Source organism: Nonomuraea sp. GTA35 (assembly GCF_041950525.1).
In the GTDB taxonomy this organism is placed as follows: Bacteria; Actinomycetota; Actinomycetes; order Streptosporangiales; family Streptosporangiaceae; genus Nonomuraea.
The window spans coordinates 20,287-36,302 of the sequence record NZ_JBGNUV010000018.1 but is presented as its reverse complement, the minus strand read 5'-3'; the positions used below and the strand labels follow the sequence as shown (position 1 = coordinate 36,302).

Sequence of the window (16,016 nt, the reverse complement as noted above, 5' to 3'; positions counted from 1 at the left end):
GACCGTCAAGGGGTCGTTACGTTCTCGTTAATGTCCTGCAAGACCATGAAATTTGGTGAAAGGTGTTCCCTTCTCGCTGCCGAGCGTCCTACTGTGCACGTTCACAGAAGCTTTCAAGGGGGATGGATGTATCCGGAGCGTCCGGCCGGGATCGCCTATGGCGGCGACTACAACCCGGAGCAGTGGCCGCGCGAGGTCCTCGAAGAGGACGTGGCCCTCATGCGCGAGGCCGGGGTGAACCTGGTCAGCCTGGGCCTGTTCTCGTGGGCGCTGCTGGAGCCCGCGCAGGGGCGTTTCGAGTTCGGCTGGCTGGACGAGATCATCGACCGGCTGCACGCGGGTGGCGTCGCGGTCGATCTGGCCACGCCGACCGCCGCCCCGCCGGCCTGGTTCGTGGCCCGGCATCCCGACGTGCTGCCGGTGACCAGGGAGGGCGTGCGGATCGGGTTCGGCGGCAGGCAGAGCGCCTGCTCCAGCGCCCCGGCCTTCCGCGAGGCGACCGCGCGGCTGGTGCGGGCGCTGGGCGAGCACTACCGCGGCCATCCGGCCGTGGTCATGTGGCACGTGCACAACGAGTACGGCGCGCCGCTCGGCGAGTGCTACTGCGAGCACAGCGTGGCCGCCTGGCGCGCGTGGCTGCGCCGGACCTATCGCGAGCTCTCCGCGCTGAACGACGCCTGGGGCACCACGTTCTGGGGCCAGACCTACACCGACTGGTCCGAGATCGACGCCCCCCGCGCCAACCACACGGCCGTCAACCCGGCCCAGCGCCTCGACTACGCCCGCTTCAGCGACGGCCAGCACCGCGAGCACTACGCGCTGCAGCGCGACATCCTGCGCGAGCTGACCCCCGGCATCCCGGTGACCACGAACTTCGCCGGCACCGTCAACTGCAAGTCCACCGACCTGTGGCAGTGGGCCCGCGAGCTGGACGTGATCGCCAACGACCACTACCTCCAGGCCGAGCGGCCCGACAACCACATCGACCTGGCCATGTCCGCCGACCTGGCGCGGTCGGTGGCGGGCGGCGAGCCGTGGATGCTCATGGAGCACTCGGCGGGCGCGGTCAACTGGCAGCCGCGCAACCTCGCCAAGCGCCCTGGCGAGATGCGCCGCAACAGCCTCGCGCACGTCGCGCGCGGCTCCGACAGCGTGCTGTTCTTCCAGTTCAGGGCCTCGCGGTTCGGGGCCGAGAAGTTCCACTCCGGGATGGTGCCGCACGCCGGGACGGACTCCGAGCAGTGGCGCGAGGTGGTGCGGCTCGGCGCCGACCTGCGCAGGCTCGCCGGCGTCCGGGGCGGCCGGGTGCGGGCCGAGGTGGCGGTCGTGTGGGACTGGGAGTCGTACTGGGCGCTGGAGCTGGACTGGCGGCCGTCGGTGGACCTGACGTTCAGGGAGCGGGTGGACGCCTTCTACGAGGCGTTGTGGCGGGAGCACGTCACGGTGGACTTCGTCCACCCTTCTTCTGATATTTCGGGATATCGGGTGGTGGTGGCGCCCAGCTCGTACCTGCTGACCGAGGCGTCCGCCAAGAACCTGCACCGCTACGTCGAGGCGGGCGGTCATCTGCTCGTGTCGTACTTCTCGGGCATCGTGGACGAGCACGACACCATCCACCCGGGAGCCCACCCCGGCGCGCTGCGCGAGCTGCTCGGCCTGTCGATCGAGGAGTTCCACCCCCTGCGCGAGCACGAGACGGTGACGCTGACCGGCGGTGAGGTCGCGCGCGTCTGGTCGGAGCGGGTCCGCCCGGCGGGCGCCGTGACGGTCCGGGGCTTCGCCGGGGGGCCGGACGCCGGCCACCCCGCCGTCACCCGCCACGACCTGGGCGCCGGCACCGCCTGGTACCTGGCCACCGCCCTCGTCACCGGCCTGCGCGAGCTGCTCGCGCAGGTGCTCGACCACGCGGGCGTGTCCCGCCCGCACGGCCTGCCCGACAGCCTGGAGCTGGTGCGCAGGGGCGGCCACGTCTTCCTGATCAACCACGGCGACCGGCCGGTGACGGTCGAGGGGGTGAGCGGCGTGAGCGTGTTCGACGGCGTGCGGCACGACGGGCCGGTCACCGTCCCGGCCGGCGCGGTCACGGTCATCGCAGAAGCAGCCGCGGAACCGGTCGCGGAACCAGCCGCAGGACCAGTCGCGGAACCAGTCGCGGAAACCCCCCAACCCTAGGAGAGCCGATGAAACGCATCCTCCTCACCGCGCTGCTGTTACTCACGGCCCTGGCCGCCCCGGCGCACGCCCAGGCCGGGCCGGGCCGCCTGCAGATCAGGGGCGCGGACGTGTCCAGCCTGGCCAAGTCGGAGGCGTTCGGCGGCGTCTACCGCGACGCCCGCGGGCGCCGGGGCGACGCGCTGGCCATCCTGTCGCAGGCCGGGCTCAACTACATCAGGCTCAAGGTCTGGGTGAACCCGGCCGACGGCTACAACACCAAGGCGCGGGTGCTCGCCGTGGCCAAGCGGGTCAAGGCGCTCGGCATGGGCCTGCTCGTCGACTTCCACTACTCCGACACCTGGGCCGACCCCGGCAAGCAGTACAAGCCCGCCGCGTGGGAGGCGCTGCCGTTCGAGCAGTTGCGGCAGGCCGTGTACGACCACACCTACGACGTGCTGGACGCGCTGCGCGACCAGGGCACGACGGCCGACATGGTGCAGGTCGGCAACGAGATCAACGGCGGCCTGCTCTGGCCGGACGGCTCCAACGAGAACTGGGCGAACACGGCGGCGCTGCTGAACGCCGGCCACGACGCCGTCAAGGCGGTCTCCGGCTCGACCAGGGTCGTGCTGCACCTGGCCAACGGCGGCGACAACGGCCTGTACCGGTGGTGGTTCGACAACGCGGGCGCCCACGGCATCCGCTACGACGTGATCGGCCTGTCGTACTACTCCTACTGGCACGGCACGCCGGAGGCCTTCCAGGCCAACCTCAACGACGTGGCCACCCGGTACGGCAAGCCCGTGGTCGTGGTGGAGACCGCGTACCCGTTCACCACGGCCGACGACGACGGCTGGGAGAACATCATCACCTCCGCCGAGCCGTACCCGGGCTACCGGGCGACCCCGCAGGGGCAGTCGGCGATGCTGACCCGGGTGGCCGACATCGTCCGCGCCGTGCCGAACGGCCTGGGTCTCGGCCTGTTCACCTGGGAGGCCACCTGGACCGGCGTGCGGGGCAACGGCTGGGACCCGGCCGACCCGGCCTCGGGCAACGGCTGGGAGAACCAGGCGCTGTTCGACTACAACGACCGGGCGCTGCCCGCGATGTCCGTGCTCGGCCGCCTCTGACCTGATGACCCGCGGCCAGCCCCTACCGTAAAGGTATGCGGCTGACCGCCTTCACCGACATCGCGCTGCGCATCGTCATGCGCCTGGCCGTGGCGCAGCCGGACGACCTGCTCACCACCCGCGCCGCGGCCGGCATGCTGGCCGTCCCCTACACCCACGCGGCCAAGGCCGTCGCCCGGCTGAGCGAGCTGGGGGTGGTGGAGGCCAGGCGCGGGCGGGGCGGCGGGATGCAGCTCACCGAGGCGGGCAGGGCCACGACCGTCGGCGCCCTCGTGCGCGCGCTCGAGGGCGCCGGCGACGTCGTGGGCTGCGAGGACGACCCGCCGTGCCCGCTGCGGGCGGCCTGCCGGCTGCGCTCGGCGCTGCGCCAGGCGCAGGAGGCGTTCTTCGCCTCGCTCGACGGGGTCACGGTCGCCTCGCTGGTGGACGCGCCGACCGGGCCCGTCCTGCTGTCGCTGACACCCCGATCCGAGGACCGGCAGCCGGGGAACATAATATGAATCCTAGATGCTGATTTAGAGTGTCCGGGAGATCCACACCGCCCGCCGCGCGCGGAGCACGTCCGCGACGCCGTCCCCACCGGATGGATCCCAGACACCTTTCCCCTGTCTGGAGGTTCTTTCATGCTGTCCGCCAAGGCCGCCGAGCTCGTCCGCGCCACCCTCCCCGCCGTCGGAGCCGAGCTGGAGACGATCACCGCGCGGTTCTACGACACCATGTTCGCCGACCACCCCGAGCTGCTCGACGGGCTGTTCAACCGCGGCAACCAGCGCAGCGGCGAGCAGCGCAAGGCGCTGGCGGGCGCCGTCGCGGCCTTCGCGGTCGCGCTGCTGGACAACCCCGGCGAGCGCCCCGACGCGCTGCTGGCGCGCATCGCGCACAAGCACGCCGCCGTGGGCGTGACCGACGACCAGTACGTCATCGTGCACAAGTACCTGTTCGCCGCCATCGCCGACGTGCTCGGCGAGGCCGTCACGCCCGAGGTCGCGGCGGCCTGGGACGAGGTGTACTGGCTGATGGCCGGCGCGCTGATCGCCATGGAGGCCCGCATCTACGCCGAGGCGGGCGCGCGCGACGGCAGGACCTGGCGGGCCTGGCGGGTGGACGAGCGGCGCGAGGAGACGGCGGAGGTGATGTCGCTGGTGCTGAGCCCCGTCGGCGACCAGCCGGTGCCCGCCGCCAGGCCCGGCCAGTACGTCAGCGTCAGGGTGACCATGCCCGACGGCGTACGCCAGCTCCGCCAGTACTCGCTGTCCGGGCACGACGCGGACGGCCGGCGCCGCATCACGGTCAAGCGGGAGCGCCGCGACGGGGTGCCCGAGGGCGAGGTGTCCAGCCTGCTGCACGCCACCGTCAAGGAGGGCGACGAGCTGACCCTGTCGGCCCCGTTCGGCGACATCGCGCTGAAGGACGGCGACGAGCCGCTCGTGCTGGTCTCGGCCGGCATCGGCTGCACCCCGATCGCCGCGATGCTGCAGCACCTCGCCGACGCCGGCGACCCGCGCCCGGTGCTGGTCCTGCACGCCGACCGCTCCGCCGACCACCACGCGCTGCGCGCGGACATGGAGCGCCTGACCGGCGAGCTGCCCGCCGGCGAGCGCGTCTTCTGGTACGAGAACGGCGCCGCCGACGGCGCCCGTGCCGGGTGGCTGAACCTGGACGGGATCGAGATCCCCCCGGGCGCGGTCGTCTACATGTGCGGGTCCCTGCCGTTCATGCGCTCGGCCCGCGCCCAGCTCATCGAGGCCGGGGTCGCCCCGCGCGACATCCACTACGAGGTGTTCGGCCCGGACCTGTGGCTGGGTGCCGCCTGAGGGAATGATGGCCGCATGACGATCTCATCGGACGAGCTGCTCACCACCACCCGCAGCGTACGCAAGCGACTCGACCTCACCCGTCCTGTCCCGATGGAGCTGGTCCGGGAGTGCCTGGAGATCGCCCTCCAGGCGCCCACCGGCGGCAACGCGCAGCTCTGGCACTGGGTCGTGGTCACCGATCCCGGCAAGCGCAAGGCGATCGGCGAGTACTACGCGCGCTCGTGGAACGCGTACTACGGCTCCGGCTCCTCGGCCAGGTCGCTGTTCAAGGACGACCCGGTGCGCGCGGCGGCCCAGGAGCGGGTCTCCGACAGCGCCGCGTACCTGGCCGAGCACCTGGGCGAGGTGCCGGTGCACGTGATCGGCTGCACGACCGTGCCCGGCGGGCTGCCCGAGGGCAACCAGGCCGGGCTGTGGGGCTCGCTGCTGCCGGCCGCGTGGAGCTTCATGCTGGCCGCCCGCGCCAGGGGGCTGGGCACGGCGTGGACGACGCTGCACCTGGCCTACGAGGGCGAGGTGGCCGAGCTGCTCGGGTTGCCGGCGAACGTCCGGCAGGGCGTGCTGCTGCCCACCGCGTACTTCACCGGTGAGACCTTCCGCCCGGCCAGGCGCCAGCCGCTGGACGAGGTGCTGCACGTCGATCACTGGTAACGCCCGATCGCCGGTCATGCTCGATCGCTGGTAACGCCCGCGGGATGCGCCCACAGTGGAGGTCACGACCGACGTGAGGGAGGACCCCGTGATCTCCTTGCCGCTGCTGCCGACGTCGCTGGTCGGGAGCTACGCCCAGCCGGACTGGCTGATCGACCGCGCCAGGCTGGCCGGGCGGTTCCCGCCGCGCGTACGGGCCCGGGAGCTGTGGCGGATCCCGCCGGAGCTGCTCGGCCAGGCCCAGGACGACGCCACCGAGCTGGCGATCAGGGCGCAGGAGCGGGCCGGGCTGGACATCGTCACCGACGGCGAGATCCGCCGCGAGAGCTACTCCAACCACTTCGCGACCGCCCTGGAGGGCATCGACCTGGACAACCCGGGCACCGCGCTGGACCGCAGCGGCCATCCCAACCCGGTGCCGCGCATCGTCGGGCCCATCCGCCGGACCCGCCCGATCGAGGTGGACGACCTGCTGTTCCTGCGCGCGCACACCCGCCGCGTGGTGAAGATGACGGTGCCGGGGCCGTTCACGATGAGCCAGCAGGCGCAGAACGAGCACTACCCCGACGCCGAGGCCGCGGCCATGGACTACGCGGCGGCCGTCAACGCCGAGGTCCGCGACCTGTTCGCCGCCGGGGCGGACATCGTGCAGCTCGACGAGCCGTACATGCAGGCCAGGCCGGACGCGGCGCGCGCGTACGGGCTGGCCGCGCTCAACGCCGCCCTCGACGGGATCACCGGCATGACGGCGGTGCACATCTGCTTCGGGTACGCGGCGATCATCCACGAGCGGCCGGAGGCGTACTCGTTCCTGCCGGAGCTGGCCGGGTGCCCGGTGCGGCAGGTGTCGATCGAGACCGCGCAGTCGGGGCTGGACCTCGGTGTGCTGTCCGACCTGAAGGACAAGACGGTCGTGCTCGGCGTGATCGACCTGTCCGCGCCGGAGGTGGAGACCGCCGAGGTGGTGGCGGGGCGGGTACGCAGGGCGTTCGAGCGGGTGCCGCCCGAGCGGATCGTCATCGCCACGGACTGCGGGATGAAGTACCTGCCCAGGCCGTCGGCGGAGGGCAAGATGCGGGCCATGGCGGGCGCAGCCCGCCTGCTGCGGGAGGAACTGGGCGGATCGCGATAATTCCTCATGAATATCCCGCCCGGACCGGACGCCCCGCCTTAGGATCATCGCGCTGACCCCCTGATCCCATAGGAGCCCGGAGTGCCAGGAAGCGAGCAGGAGAGCGCGCCCAGCGGGATAGACACCACCAAGCCGAGCGTCGCCCGCGTCTACGACTACATGCTCGGCGGCAAGGACAACTACGAGATCGACCGCCACGTGGCGCAGGCGGCGTTGCGGATCGCCCCGGACGCCCCCGAGGCCGCCCAGGCCAACCGGGAGTTCCTGCGCCGCACGGTACGGTACCTGGCCGCCGAGGCGGGCATCCGGCAGTTCCTGGACGTCGGCTCCGGCCTGCCCACGCAGGGCAACGTGCACGAGGTCGCCCAGGCCGTCATCCCCGGCGCGCACGTCGTGTACGTCGACCACGACCCCATCGTGCTCGCCCACGGCCGGGCCCTGCTGGCCGTGGACGAGACCACCACGATCCTCGACGCCGACCTCCGCGAGCCCGAGAAGATCCTCGACGACCCGCGCACCCGCGCCCTCATCGACTTCGGCGAGCCGGTCGGGCTGCTGCTGTTCGCCATCCTGCACCACCTGAAGGACGAGGAGGACCCGGCCGGCGTCGCGGCCAGGCTCCTGCGCCCGCTGCCCCCGGGCAGCCACGTGGTGATCTCGCACTTCCACAACCCGATGGAGGCCCACCCCGAGGTGTCGCAGCAGGCCTTCACCGCGGAGAAGCTCTTCAACGAGCACCTCGGCACCGGCCGGTGGCGCACCCGCGAGGAGATCCTCGCCTTCTTCGACGGGCTCGAGCTGCTGGAGCCCGGCCTGGTGCCGCTCCCGGAGTGGCGTCCGGAGACCGGGGACCACCAGGCCGCGCCCGGCATCACGTACCACACCTTCGTCGGCGGCGTGGCGCGCAAGCCGTAGACCAGCCGGTCAGGCCACCGGCAGCTTGCCGGTGGCGACCACCTCGCGGTACCAGTGGGCGCTGTCCTTCCAGGTGCGCCGCATCGTCTCGCGATCCACGCGGACGATGCCGAACCGCTTGGCGTAGCCGTGCGCCCACTCGAAGTTGTCCATCAGCGACCACACGAAGTAGCCGCGCACGTCCGCGCCGCCCGCGATGGCCTCGCTGACGGCGGTCAGGTGGCGGTGCAGGTAGTCGACGCGGTCGGCGTCGTGCACGAGCCCGTCGGCGGAGACCTGGTCGGGGAACGCGGCGCCGTTCTCCGTGATCATCGTCGGCATGCCGGGGTAGTCGCGGTGCAGGCGCAGCAGCAGCTCGGTCAGGCCGGTCTCGTCGATGTTCCAGCCCATCTCCGTGTACGGTCCCGGCTGCCTGACGAACTCGATGTCCTCGCAGGCGATCCAGGGCGAGGCGGCCCCGTCCTGGTGCCCGTCGGCGGTCTCCTTGGCACTGTCGCCGTCCCACTGGCGCACCAGGGTCGGGTTGTAGTAGTTGACGCCGAGCACGTCCAGCGGCTGGCAGGCGGTGGCCTCGTCGCCGTCGCGCACGAACGACCAGTCGGTCACCGACGCCGTGTCGGCGATCAGGTCCTGCGGGTAGGCGGCCTCCAGCATCGGGCCGAGGAAGGCCCGGTTGGACAGCGCGTCCGCGCGCCGCACCGCGTCCGCGTCACGCTCGGACACGCCGCGCACGTGGTGCAGGTTGAGCGTGACCGACATCTGCGCGTCCTTGGCGGCGGTCGAGCGCAGCGCCTGCACGGCCAGGCCGTGGCCCAGGTTCAGGTGGTGCACGGCGGCCAGCGCGGCGGCGGGGTCGGTGCGGGCCGGGGCGTGCACGCCGGAGGCGTAGCCCAGGTAGGCCGAGCACCACGGCTCGTTCAGCGTGATCCAGGTGCGCACGCGGTCGCCGAGCGTCTCGCCCATGAGCCGGGCGTAGTCGGCGAAGCGCAGCGCGGTCTCGCGCTCCGGCCAGCCGCCCGCGTCCTCCAGCTCCTGCGGCAGGTCCCAGTGGTAAAGCGTGGCCACCGGGGCGATGTCCCTGGCCAGCAGCCCGTCCACCAGCCGGTTGTAGAAGTCCGCGCCCGGCCGGTTGAGCGCGCCGCGCCCGCCCGGCTGCACGCGCGGCCAGGAGATGGAGAAGCGGTACGCGCCGACGCCCAGCTCGGCCAGGATGTCGAGGTCCTCCTCCAGGCGGTGGTAGTGGTCGCAGGCCACGTCACCGGTGTCGCCGCCCGCCACCAGTCCGGGCGTGTGGGAGAAGGTGTCCCAGATCGACGGGCCGCGGCCGTCCTCGTTCCAGGCTCCCTCGACCTGGTAGGCGGCGGTGGCGGTGCCCCACAGGAAGTTCTCGGGGAAGGCAGGCATGTCACTCCTTGACGCTGAGCGTGATCTCGATGTGGTCGATCTCGGGGGCCGCGGCGGCGTGCGCCCCGGCATGTCGGAGGTTCCAGGGGGCCGGTGCGCCGCTGGTCCGGCGGGCGCGCAGCCGGTCGCCCCGGCGGGACACCTCGAAGACGGCCGCGGGGCCGCCGTCGGGCGCGGGGACGGTGACGGTGCGGGTGGCGCCGTCCTCGAGCCGGTAGGCGTCGAGGGTGACGCCGTCGGCGTAGTCGTAGTCGGGCCGGTCGTCGCGGGCGCCGGTCGCGATCACCGCGCCCGGCCGCACCAGCAGCGGCAGGCTGTCGAAGCCGTGCCGCTCGGTACGCCAGCCGGGCCCCATGACGGTCTCGCCGTCGAGCAGCCGCGTCCACACCCCCTCAGGGACGTAGTACGAAATTTCCCCATCCGCTGACAGCACGGGGGCCACCAGCAGGTCGGGGCCCAGCATGTACTGGGCGTCCAGGTAGTCGCAGGCCCGATCACCGGGGAACTCCAGCTGCATGGCCCGCATCATCGGCAGGCCCTCGGTCGCGGCCTGCACGGCGGCGCCGTACAGGTAGGGCATCAGCCGCGCCTTGAGCCGCGTGAACGCGCGCAGCACGTCCACGGACTCGTCGTCGAACAGCCACGGCACCCGGTACGACCCGCTCCCGTGCAACCGGCTGTGCGACGACAGCAGCCCGAACGCCACCCACCGCTTGAACACGGCCGGATCGGGCCGGCCCTCGAAGCCGCCGATGTCGTGGCTCCAGAACCCGAACCCGCCCAGCCCCAGCGACAGCCCGCCGCGCAGCGACTCGGCCATGGCCTCGAACGTCGACTCGCAGTCGCCGCCCCAGTGCACCGGCAGCCGCTGCCCGCCGACCGTGGCCGAGCGCGCGAACAGCACCGCCTCGCCCGGCCCGCGCCGCTCGGCCAGCACGTCGTGGACGGTCTGGTTGTAGATCAGGCTGTAGTAGTTGTGCATCCGCTCCGGGTCGGAGCCGTCGGCGTAGACCACGTCGGTGGGGATGCGCTCGCCGAAGTCGGTCTTGAACGCGTCCACCCCCATGTCGAGCAGCCCGCGCAGCTTGCCCGCGTACCACTCGCGGGCGGCGGGGGAGGTGAAGTCCACCAGCGCCCGCCCGGCCTGCCAGTGATCATCCTGCCAGACCGTGCCGTCCGGCCGGCGCAGCAGGTGCCCGGCCGCCGCCCCCTCGTCGAACAGCGCGGACGCCTGCCCGATGTACGGGTTGATCCACAGGCACACCCGCAGCCCCCGCTCCTTGAGCCGCCGCAGCATGCCCTCCGGATCGGGGAACACCTCCGGGTCCCACTCGAAGTCGCACCACCGGAACTGCCGCATCCAGAAGCAGTCGAAGTGGAACACGCTCAGCGGCAGGTCCCGCTCGGCCATCCCGTCCACGAACGACGTCACCGTGGCCTCGTCGTAGTCCGTGGTGAACGAGGTGGACAGCCACAGCCCGAACGACCAGGCGGGCGGCAGCGCCGGGCGGCCGGTCAGCGCCGTGTAGCGGCGCAGGATGTCGGCCGGCGTCGGCCCGTGGATGATCAGGTACTCCAGGTCGTGGCCCTCGGTGCTGAACTGCACCCGCGACACCGTCTCCGAGCCGACCTCGAACGACACCCGGCCAGGATGGTTGACGAACACCCCGTAACCCCGGTTGGTGAGGTAGAAGGGCACGTTCTTGTAGGCGATCTCGCTGCTGGTGCCGCCGTCCTCGTTCCAGATGTCGACGGACTGGCCGTTGCGGACGAGGGGGCCGAAGCGCTCGCCGAGGCCGTACACGAGCTCGCCGGCGCTCAGGCGGAGCTGCTCGATCATGAAGTGCCGGTCGGCGGGGTCGCGCATGACGCCCAGGCTCTTGCCGGAGCTGCGGGTCAGCTCCCGCCCGCCCGCGCTGAACGTCATCTCCCAGGGCGCGTCCCTGCGGACCCGGACGGTCAGGTCGCCGCTGGTCAGGGCGGCCTCCTCGGCGTCCACGGCGATCTTCACCTCGGGCCGGTCGTCCCGTACGGCGAAGGCGGGGGAGTCCGGCACGGACCCGGCGAAGTGCACCGTGCGGACGCGGATCACGTCCGGCATCGGCGACGACAGGTCCACCCGCAGGACCGGCCCGTCGATGGTGTTGCCACGGCGGGTGATCTCCCGCGTCGGGGCGAGGACGCGCAGCGAGCCGTCCCGCGCGGTCACGTCGTAGGCGGCGGTGGCGTAGTCGCCGCGCACGCCGGGACGCATGCGCCAGTAGCCGTCCTTGAACTTCATGATGGGACGACCTCCGGGCGCAGGGCGGCGACGGCGCGGGGCGCCAGGGTGACATGATCTTCGGCGGGGGAGCCGGTCAGCAGGTCCACACCGGGTTCGGGGATCGGCACGCGTACCGTGGTGCCGCCGTGGTTGAGCAGGAACAGCACCTCGCCCCGGCGCACCGCCTCGACGCCCGGCGGCGGATCGGCCAGCACGCCGCGCACGCCCGCGTCGGCCAGCGCCCGCCCGGCCAGCGCGGCCAGCGCGGCGGGCTCGGGCATCGTGCCCACGTACCAGGCGACGCCCTGCCCGGAGCGGTGCCGCAGGATCGCCGGCCGCCCGGCCAGGTCGCCGTCGGTGAACTCGGCCACCACCTCGGCGCCGTCGGACCGCAGCAGCTCGGTCCAGCTCTCCGCCTCGAAACCCGCCCCGCCGTGCCACCGGCAGGCCACCGGGCCGGACGCGGGCAGCCACTCCTCGCCGGAGGCGCCCAGCACCTCACGCAGCGGCACGGGGAAACGCCCCGTCCTGACGTGGGAGTTCGGGTCCACGACGCCGGAGAACGGGCCGACCACCAGCACGCCGCCGCCGTTCACGTACGCGGTCAGCGCCGCGGCGTCCCGGTCGCCGACGAGGAACAGGTTCGGCACCACGACCAGCGCGTACGCCGACAGGTCCGCGTCCGGCGGCACCACGTCCACGCTCACCCCGCGCTCGAAGAACGGCACGTAGTAGCTCAGGAGCTGGTCCACGGCGTTGAGCCGGTCACTCGGCCTGCCGCGGTCCTCCAGCGCCCACCAGCTCTCCCAGCCGAACACCATCGCCACCCGCGCCGGCACCGGCTCGCCCGCCACCTCGGCGAGCCGGCGCAGCTCCTGCCCGTGCGCGCGGACCTCGGCGTGCAGCCGGGTGTCCGCGCCCGCGTGCGGCACCATCGCGGCGTGGAAGCGCTCGGCGCCGAACCGGGAGGCCCGCCACTGGAAGTAGCACAGCCCGTCCGCGCCCCGCGCGACCGCCTGCAGCGACTCCAGCCGGAACTGGCCGGGCGGCTTGGGCAGGTTGTGCTCGCGCCAGTTGACGGCGCTCGTCGACTGCTCCATCAGCAGCCACGGCCGCCCTCCGGCCAGGCCGCGCATGAGGTCGTGGGTGAGCGCCGTCCTGGCGGGGGTGAGCGGGTTGCCCGGCTCCGGGTAGCAGTCGTTGGAGACCACGTCCTGCTCCCCGGCGAACGACCAGTAGTCCACCCGCTTGAAGAAGCCCATGAAGTTCGTGGTGACGGGGAGGTCCGGGGTGTGGGCGCGCAGGATGTCGCGCTGCTCGCGGAAGTGGGCGAGCAGCTCGGCCGAGCAGAAGCGCCACCAGTCGAGGCGCTGGGTGGGGTTGATGATGTACGGGGCGCGGCGCGGCGGCACCACCTCCGCCCAGTCGCCGTACCCCTGGCTCCAGAACGTGGTGCCCCACGCCTCGTTGAGCGTGGCCAGGTCGCCGTAGCGGTCGCGCAACCAGGCGCGGAACGCCTCGGCGGACACGTCGCAGTGGCAGACCTCGCCGTACTCGTTGCCCACGTGCCACATCGCCAGCGCCGGGTGGGCGGCGTACCGCTCGGCCAGCGCGGTCGTGATCGACTGGGAGCGCTCCCGATACGGGCCCGAAGAAGGGCAGAACTGGTTGCGCGAGCCGTACCAGAGCCGGTGGCCGCCCTCGTCCACCGGCAGCGTCTCCGGCCAGCGGTGGCCCAGCCACGGCGGCGGCGAGGCCGTCGGGATCGCCAGATCCACCGCGACGCCGTGCTCGCCCATCAGGTCGAGCACCCGGTCCAGCCAGCCGAAGTCGTGCCTGCCCGGCTCCGGCTCCAGCCGCGCCCAGCTGAACACGCCGACCGTGACCAGGTTGACCCCGGCGGCCCGCATCAGCTCGGCGTCCTGCCGCCATACCTCCTCCGGCCACTGCTCCGGGTTGTAGTCCCCGCCGAACAGCAGCCCGCGGCCCTCGGTCAGCGTGTGCATCCCTGGCCTCACCATCTGCCCCCTTCACGTGGTGGCGCGGAGCTGTCCCCGACCACCAGACGGCAGGGCAGCAGCCGCCGCTGCGGCCCGCCCTGCGACTCCTCCTGCAACCTGCCGATGAGCATGCGGGCGCCCAGCCGCCCCAGCTCGGCGCTGGGCGGCTCCAGCGTCGTGAGCCGGGGATGGAACATCCCGGCCACCCGCGCCGAGGACAGCACCAGCAGCAGCGTCAGATCCTCGGGTATGCGCCGCCCGTGCCGCGCCACGGCCGCGATCACGCCGACGGCCGCGTGGTCGTCCATCACGGCCAGCGCGGTCACGTCCGGGTGGGCGTCCATCAGGTCCTCGAACGCCTTGCCGCCGTCCTCGGCCGAGCCGGGGCGGTGGCCGCCCACGTACGCGATGCCGGCCTCCCGCGCCGCCCGCTCGAACTCCGCCCCGGCGCGGATCGCGGGCCCGTACTGGGCGGCGTGCGTGTCCTCGGAGAGGTTGAAGAAGGCCAGCTTGCGATGCCCCAGCCCGGCCACGTGCGCCACCGCGTCCCTGGCGGTGGCGGCGAAGTCGATGTCGGCGTGGTCGATCCCGTCCGGCTCGCGCGTCCGCCCGATCATCGCGAACGGCACCCCCGACTCCGCCAGGAACGCCGTCCGCTCGTCGTCCAGCCCCACCTCCATCAGCAGCACCCCGTCCACCAGCCCCAGGCCGGTGAGGTGGCGCAGCTCCTCGATGGGGTCGGCGCTCTCGGGGGACAGCAGCAGGTGATACCCCAGCTCGCTGGCCGCCTCGGCGGCGCCGGTGGCGAACTGCATCTCGGTCAGCCCGAAACCGCTGCGCGGGGCGGGGAACAGCAGGGCCAGGATGCGGGTGCGCTTGCTCTGCAGGCCGCGGGCCAGCAGGTTGGGCCGGTACCCGAGCTCGGCGGCGGCCCGCTCGACCCGCCGCCTGGTGGCCGCGGCCACGGGACGGGTGCCGTTGAGCGCGGCGGACGCGGTGCTCACGGCGACCTGGGCGCGCTCGGCCACGTCACGTAGCGAGGTCATGGGACTCCGGGGTGGGCGGGCCGATATGAGAGTCGAAACGTTTCGCACCACGCTAAAGTCCGGTTTGTGGGGATGTCAATGGCCAGTATTCGGGCGGCCGAAAATTGCGAGAATCCCGCTCCGGCCTGAGCCTCCTCCGCGCGGGGACGGTCCCGGAGCGGCTTCACTACGGTACGTACCTCAACCGCTACAAGGAGGACGAGGGTGCGCCGCTCGGGACGATTCATCGCGCTGCTCACGGGTGTGTCGCTGATCGCGGCCCCCGCACGGCCGCCACCCCGCCCGAGCAGGTGGACAGCGCCAGGGCCGCGCTCGCCGCCCCGCAGCGATGGCTGGTGGTGCTCCTTCCCCTGCCCGGACGGGACCCGGAAGGCCCGCGGGCGGGGCGGTGGCCGCCCGAGCAGACCGTGCCCGGGCAGGCCTCCGGGAGCCACGTTCCCTAGTACACGTACGGCCAGCCGGCCGAGTCCCAGCCGATGAGGTTGATCCCCAGCTTGGGCGTGCCGCCCGCGTTGCCGTCGTAGTAGTGGTAGACGAGCAGGTCGCCGTCCACGTCGGACATGACGCTCTGCCCGCCGGGCCCGACGATGCTGCCGTGGGTCTCCAGCACCATCGTGCCGCCGCCGCTCAGCATCGACCGGCCCGAGCGGTCGGTGTACGGGCCCGTGGGGCTGGCCGAGCGGCCGACCTTGATCTTGTACGTGCTGTCGAGGCCCGCGCAGCACCGGTCGTAGGAGGCGAACAGGTAGTAGTGGTTGCCGTGCCGGACGACGTCCGGGGCCTCGACCGCGTACGGGGCGTCGGGGCGGGTGGCCAGGTGGTGGAGCGTGCGGTCGGAGGAGTGCCGCTTGCCGGTCGCGGGGTCGAGCCGGATCATGCGGATGCCCGTCCAGTACGAGCCGAAGCTCAGCCACCACCGGCCCGAGGCGTCCACCAGGAGGTCCGGGTCGATGGCGTTGTGGTCGTCGCTGGTCGTGGTGGCGTAGACGACGCCCTGGTCGGTCCACGTGCCCGGCTGGCCGGTCGAGCTGGTGGCCAGTCCGATCGCGGAGTTGTTGGAGCCGAAGCTGGAGACCGCGTAGTACATCAGGTATCTCCCGCCCTGCTGGGAGATGTCCGGCGCCCACGGGTCGTTGCCGGAGGAGTACGTCCGCCACCACGACGGCGGCGTGCGGAAGGCCGAGCCGGCCCGGGTGAAGTTGATCCGGTCGGTGGAGGTGCGGGCCTCCAGGTAGCCGTGGGTGGAGTACAGGACGTACCCGGACGAGGTGCGGATCATCGTGGGGTCGTGCACGACGACGTCACCGGTGACCCGGCCGGGGTTGGGGTAGGCGAACGCGGCGCCCATGAGCGCCAGCGCGCTCGCGGCGGTGACGACGAGACGGGACAGGCGGCGCAAGAGTCCTCCTCGGGTGGGTCGGACGCTGCGCCGGTGCGTCGCAGGCAATGTAGGCGCGGTTTTCCGCGACCGTCAACCCGGTGGTGAAACTTACATGCCTCTGGC

Annotated in this window: 13 protein-coding genes; 8 read left to right on the top strand and 5 right to left on the bottom strand. The window is 72.5% G+C overall.

The features are described from left to right. Positions 1 to 126 precede the first annotated feature (126 nt). From ACBJ32_RS50550 to ACBJ32_RS50520, 7 genes are all read left to right on the top strand, one after another. Complete coding sequence (locus ACBJ32_RS50550) at positions 127 to 2,172, top strand: beta-galactosidase (RefSeq protein ID WP_375133016.1); 2,046 nt, start codon at positions 127 to 129, stop codon at positions 2,170 to 2,172. 8 nt (positions 2,173 to 2,180) lie between these two features. Further along, on the top strand, positions 2,181 to 3,284 hold the full coding sequence (locus ACBJ32_RS50545; protein WP_375133015.1) for an arabinogalactan endo-beta-1,4-galactanase: 1,104 nt from the start codon (positions 2,181 to 2,183) through the stop codon (positions 3,282 to 3,284). Positions 3,285 to 3,319: 35 nt separating this feature from the next. Then, positions 3,320 to 3,784, top strand: coding sequence for an Rrf2 family transcriptional regulator (locus tag ACBJ32_RS50540; RefSeq protein ID WP_357879363.1), 465 nt, complete (start codon positions 3,320 to 3,322; stop codon positions 3,782 to 3,784). Between the two features lie 123 nt (positions 3,785 to 3,907). Continuing rightward, positions 3,908 to 5,098 carry a globin domain-containing protein gene (locus ACBJ32_RS50535; RefSeq protein ID WP_375133014.1) on the top strand — a complete coding sequence of 397 codons (1,191 nt, stop codon included), beginning with the start codon at positions 3,908 to 3,910 and terminating at the stop codon, positions 5,096 to 5,098. Positions 5,099 to 5,113: 15 nt separating this feature from the next. Then, positions 5,114 to 5,752: a nitroreductase family protein gene (locus ACBJ32_RS50530; protein WP_375133013.1), complete on the top strand. Its 639-nt coding sequence runs from the start codon at positions 5,114 to 5,116 to the stop codon at positions 5,750 to 5,752. A gap of 88 nt (positions 5,753 to 5,840) precedes the next feature. Further along, positions 5,841 to 6,884, top strand: coding sequence for a hypothetical protein (locus tag ACBJ32_RS50525; RefSeq protein ID WP_375133012.1), 1,044 nt, complete (start codon positions 5,841 to 5,843; stop codon positions 6,882 to 6,884). Between the two features lie 81 nt (positions 6,885 to 6,965). Then, entirely contained in the window at positions 6,966 to 7,799 is an 834-nt protein-coding gene (locus ACBJ32_RS50520) for an SAM-dependent methyltransferase (protein WP_357879350.1), read from the top strand. A gap of 9 nt (positions 7,800 to 7,808) precedes the next feature. On the opposite strand, the gene ACBJ32_RS50515 is transcribed toward ACBJ32_RS50520, so the two are convergent. The 4 genes from ACBJ32_RS50515 to ACBJ32_RS50500 are packed head-to-tail and all read right to left on the bottom strand — an operon-like array spanning position 7,809 to position 14,512. Then, positions 7,809 to 9,203, bottom strand: a complete 1,395-nt coding sequence (locus tag ACBJ32_RS50515; RefSeq protein ID WP_375133011.1) for a GH1 family beta-glucosidase — start codon at positions 9,201 to 9,203, stop codon at positions 7,809 to 7,811. Position 9,204: 1 nt separating this feature from the next. Then, a complete protein-coding gene (yicI, locus tag ACBJ32_RS50510; protein ID WP_375133010.1) occupies positions 9,205 to 11,484 on the bottom strand; it encodes an alpha-xylosidase in 2,280 nt (759 codons plus the stop codon). Next, entirely contained in the window at positions 11,481 to 13,472 is a 1,992-nt protein-coding gene (locus tag ACBJ32_RS50505) for a beta-galactosidase (RefSeq protein WP_375133009.1), read from the bottom strand. The genes yicI and ACBJ32_RS50505 overlap by 4 nt, the downstream gene beginning before the upstream one ends. 8 nt (positions 13,473 to 13,480) lie before the next feature. Beyond that, positions 13,481 to 14,512 (bottom strand): LacI family DNA-binding transcriptional regulator, encoded by a 1,032-nt coding sequence (locus ACBJ32_RS50500; RefSeq protein ID WP_375133008.1) that lies wholly within the window; start codon positions 14,510 to 14,512, stop codon positions 13,481 to 13,483. 104 nt (positions 14,513 to 14,616) lie between these two features. Here ACBJ32_RS50500 and ACBJ32_RS50495 point away from each other — a divergent pair, with 104 nt between their 5' ends. Then, on the top strand, positions 14,617 to 14,955 hold the full coding sequence (locus ACBJ32_RS50495) for a hypothetical protein (protein ID WP_375133007.1): 339 nt from the start codon (positions 14,617 to 14,619) through the stop codon (positions 14,953 to 14,955). Here ACBJ32_RS50495 and ACBJ32_RS50490 read toward each other — a convergent pair. After that, a complete protein-coding gene (locus ACBJ32_RS50490; RefSeq protein WP_375133006.1) occupies positions 14,952 to 15,911 on the bottom strand; it encodes an arabinan endo-1,5-alpha-L-arabinosidase in 960 nt (319 codons plus the stop codon). The two genes, ACBJ32_RS50495 and ACBJ32_RS50490, sit on opposite strands and share 4 nt — an antisense overlap. Positions 15,912 to 16,016: the final 105 nt, after the last annotated feature.

Coding starts and splice junctions, on each gene's coding strand:
- ACBJ32_RS50550 (WP_375133016.1), top strand. CDS start 127: ATGTATCCGGAGCGTCCGGCCGGGATCGCCTATGGCGGCGACTACAAC.
- ACBJ32_RS50545 (WP_375133015.1), top strand. CDS start 2,181: ATGAAACGCATCCTCCTCACCGCGCTGCTGTTACTCACGGCCCTGGCC.
- ACBJ32_RS50540 (WP_357879363.1), top strand. CDS start 3,320: ATGCGGCTGACCGCCTTCACCGACATCGCGCTGCGCATCGTCATGCGC.
- ACBJ32_RS50535 (WP_375133014.1), top strand. CDS start 3,908: ATGCTGTCCGCCAAGGCCGCCGAGCTCGTCCGCGCCACCCTCCCCGCC.
- ACBJ32_RS50530 (WP_375133013.1), top strand. CDS start 5,114: ATGACGATCTCATCGGACGAGCTGCTCACCACCACCCGCAGCGTACGC.
- ACBJ32_RS50515 (WP_375133011.1), bottom strand. CDS start 9,203: ATGCCTGCCTTCCCCGAGAACTTCCTGTGGGGCACCGCCACCGCCGCC.
- yicI (WP_375133010.1), bottom strand. CDS start 11,484: ATGAAGTTCAAGGACGGCTACTGGCGCATGCGTCCCGGCGTGCGCGGC.
- ACBJ32_RS50505 (WP_375133009.1), bottom strand. CDS start 13,472: ATGCACACGCTGACCGAGGGCCGCGGGCTGCTGTTCGGCGGGGACTAC.
- ACBJ32_RS50500 (WP_375133008.1), bottom strand. CDS start 14,512: ATGACCTCGCTACGTGACGTGGCCGAGCGCGCCCAGGTCGCCGTGAGC.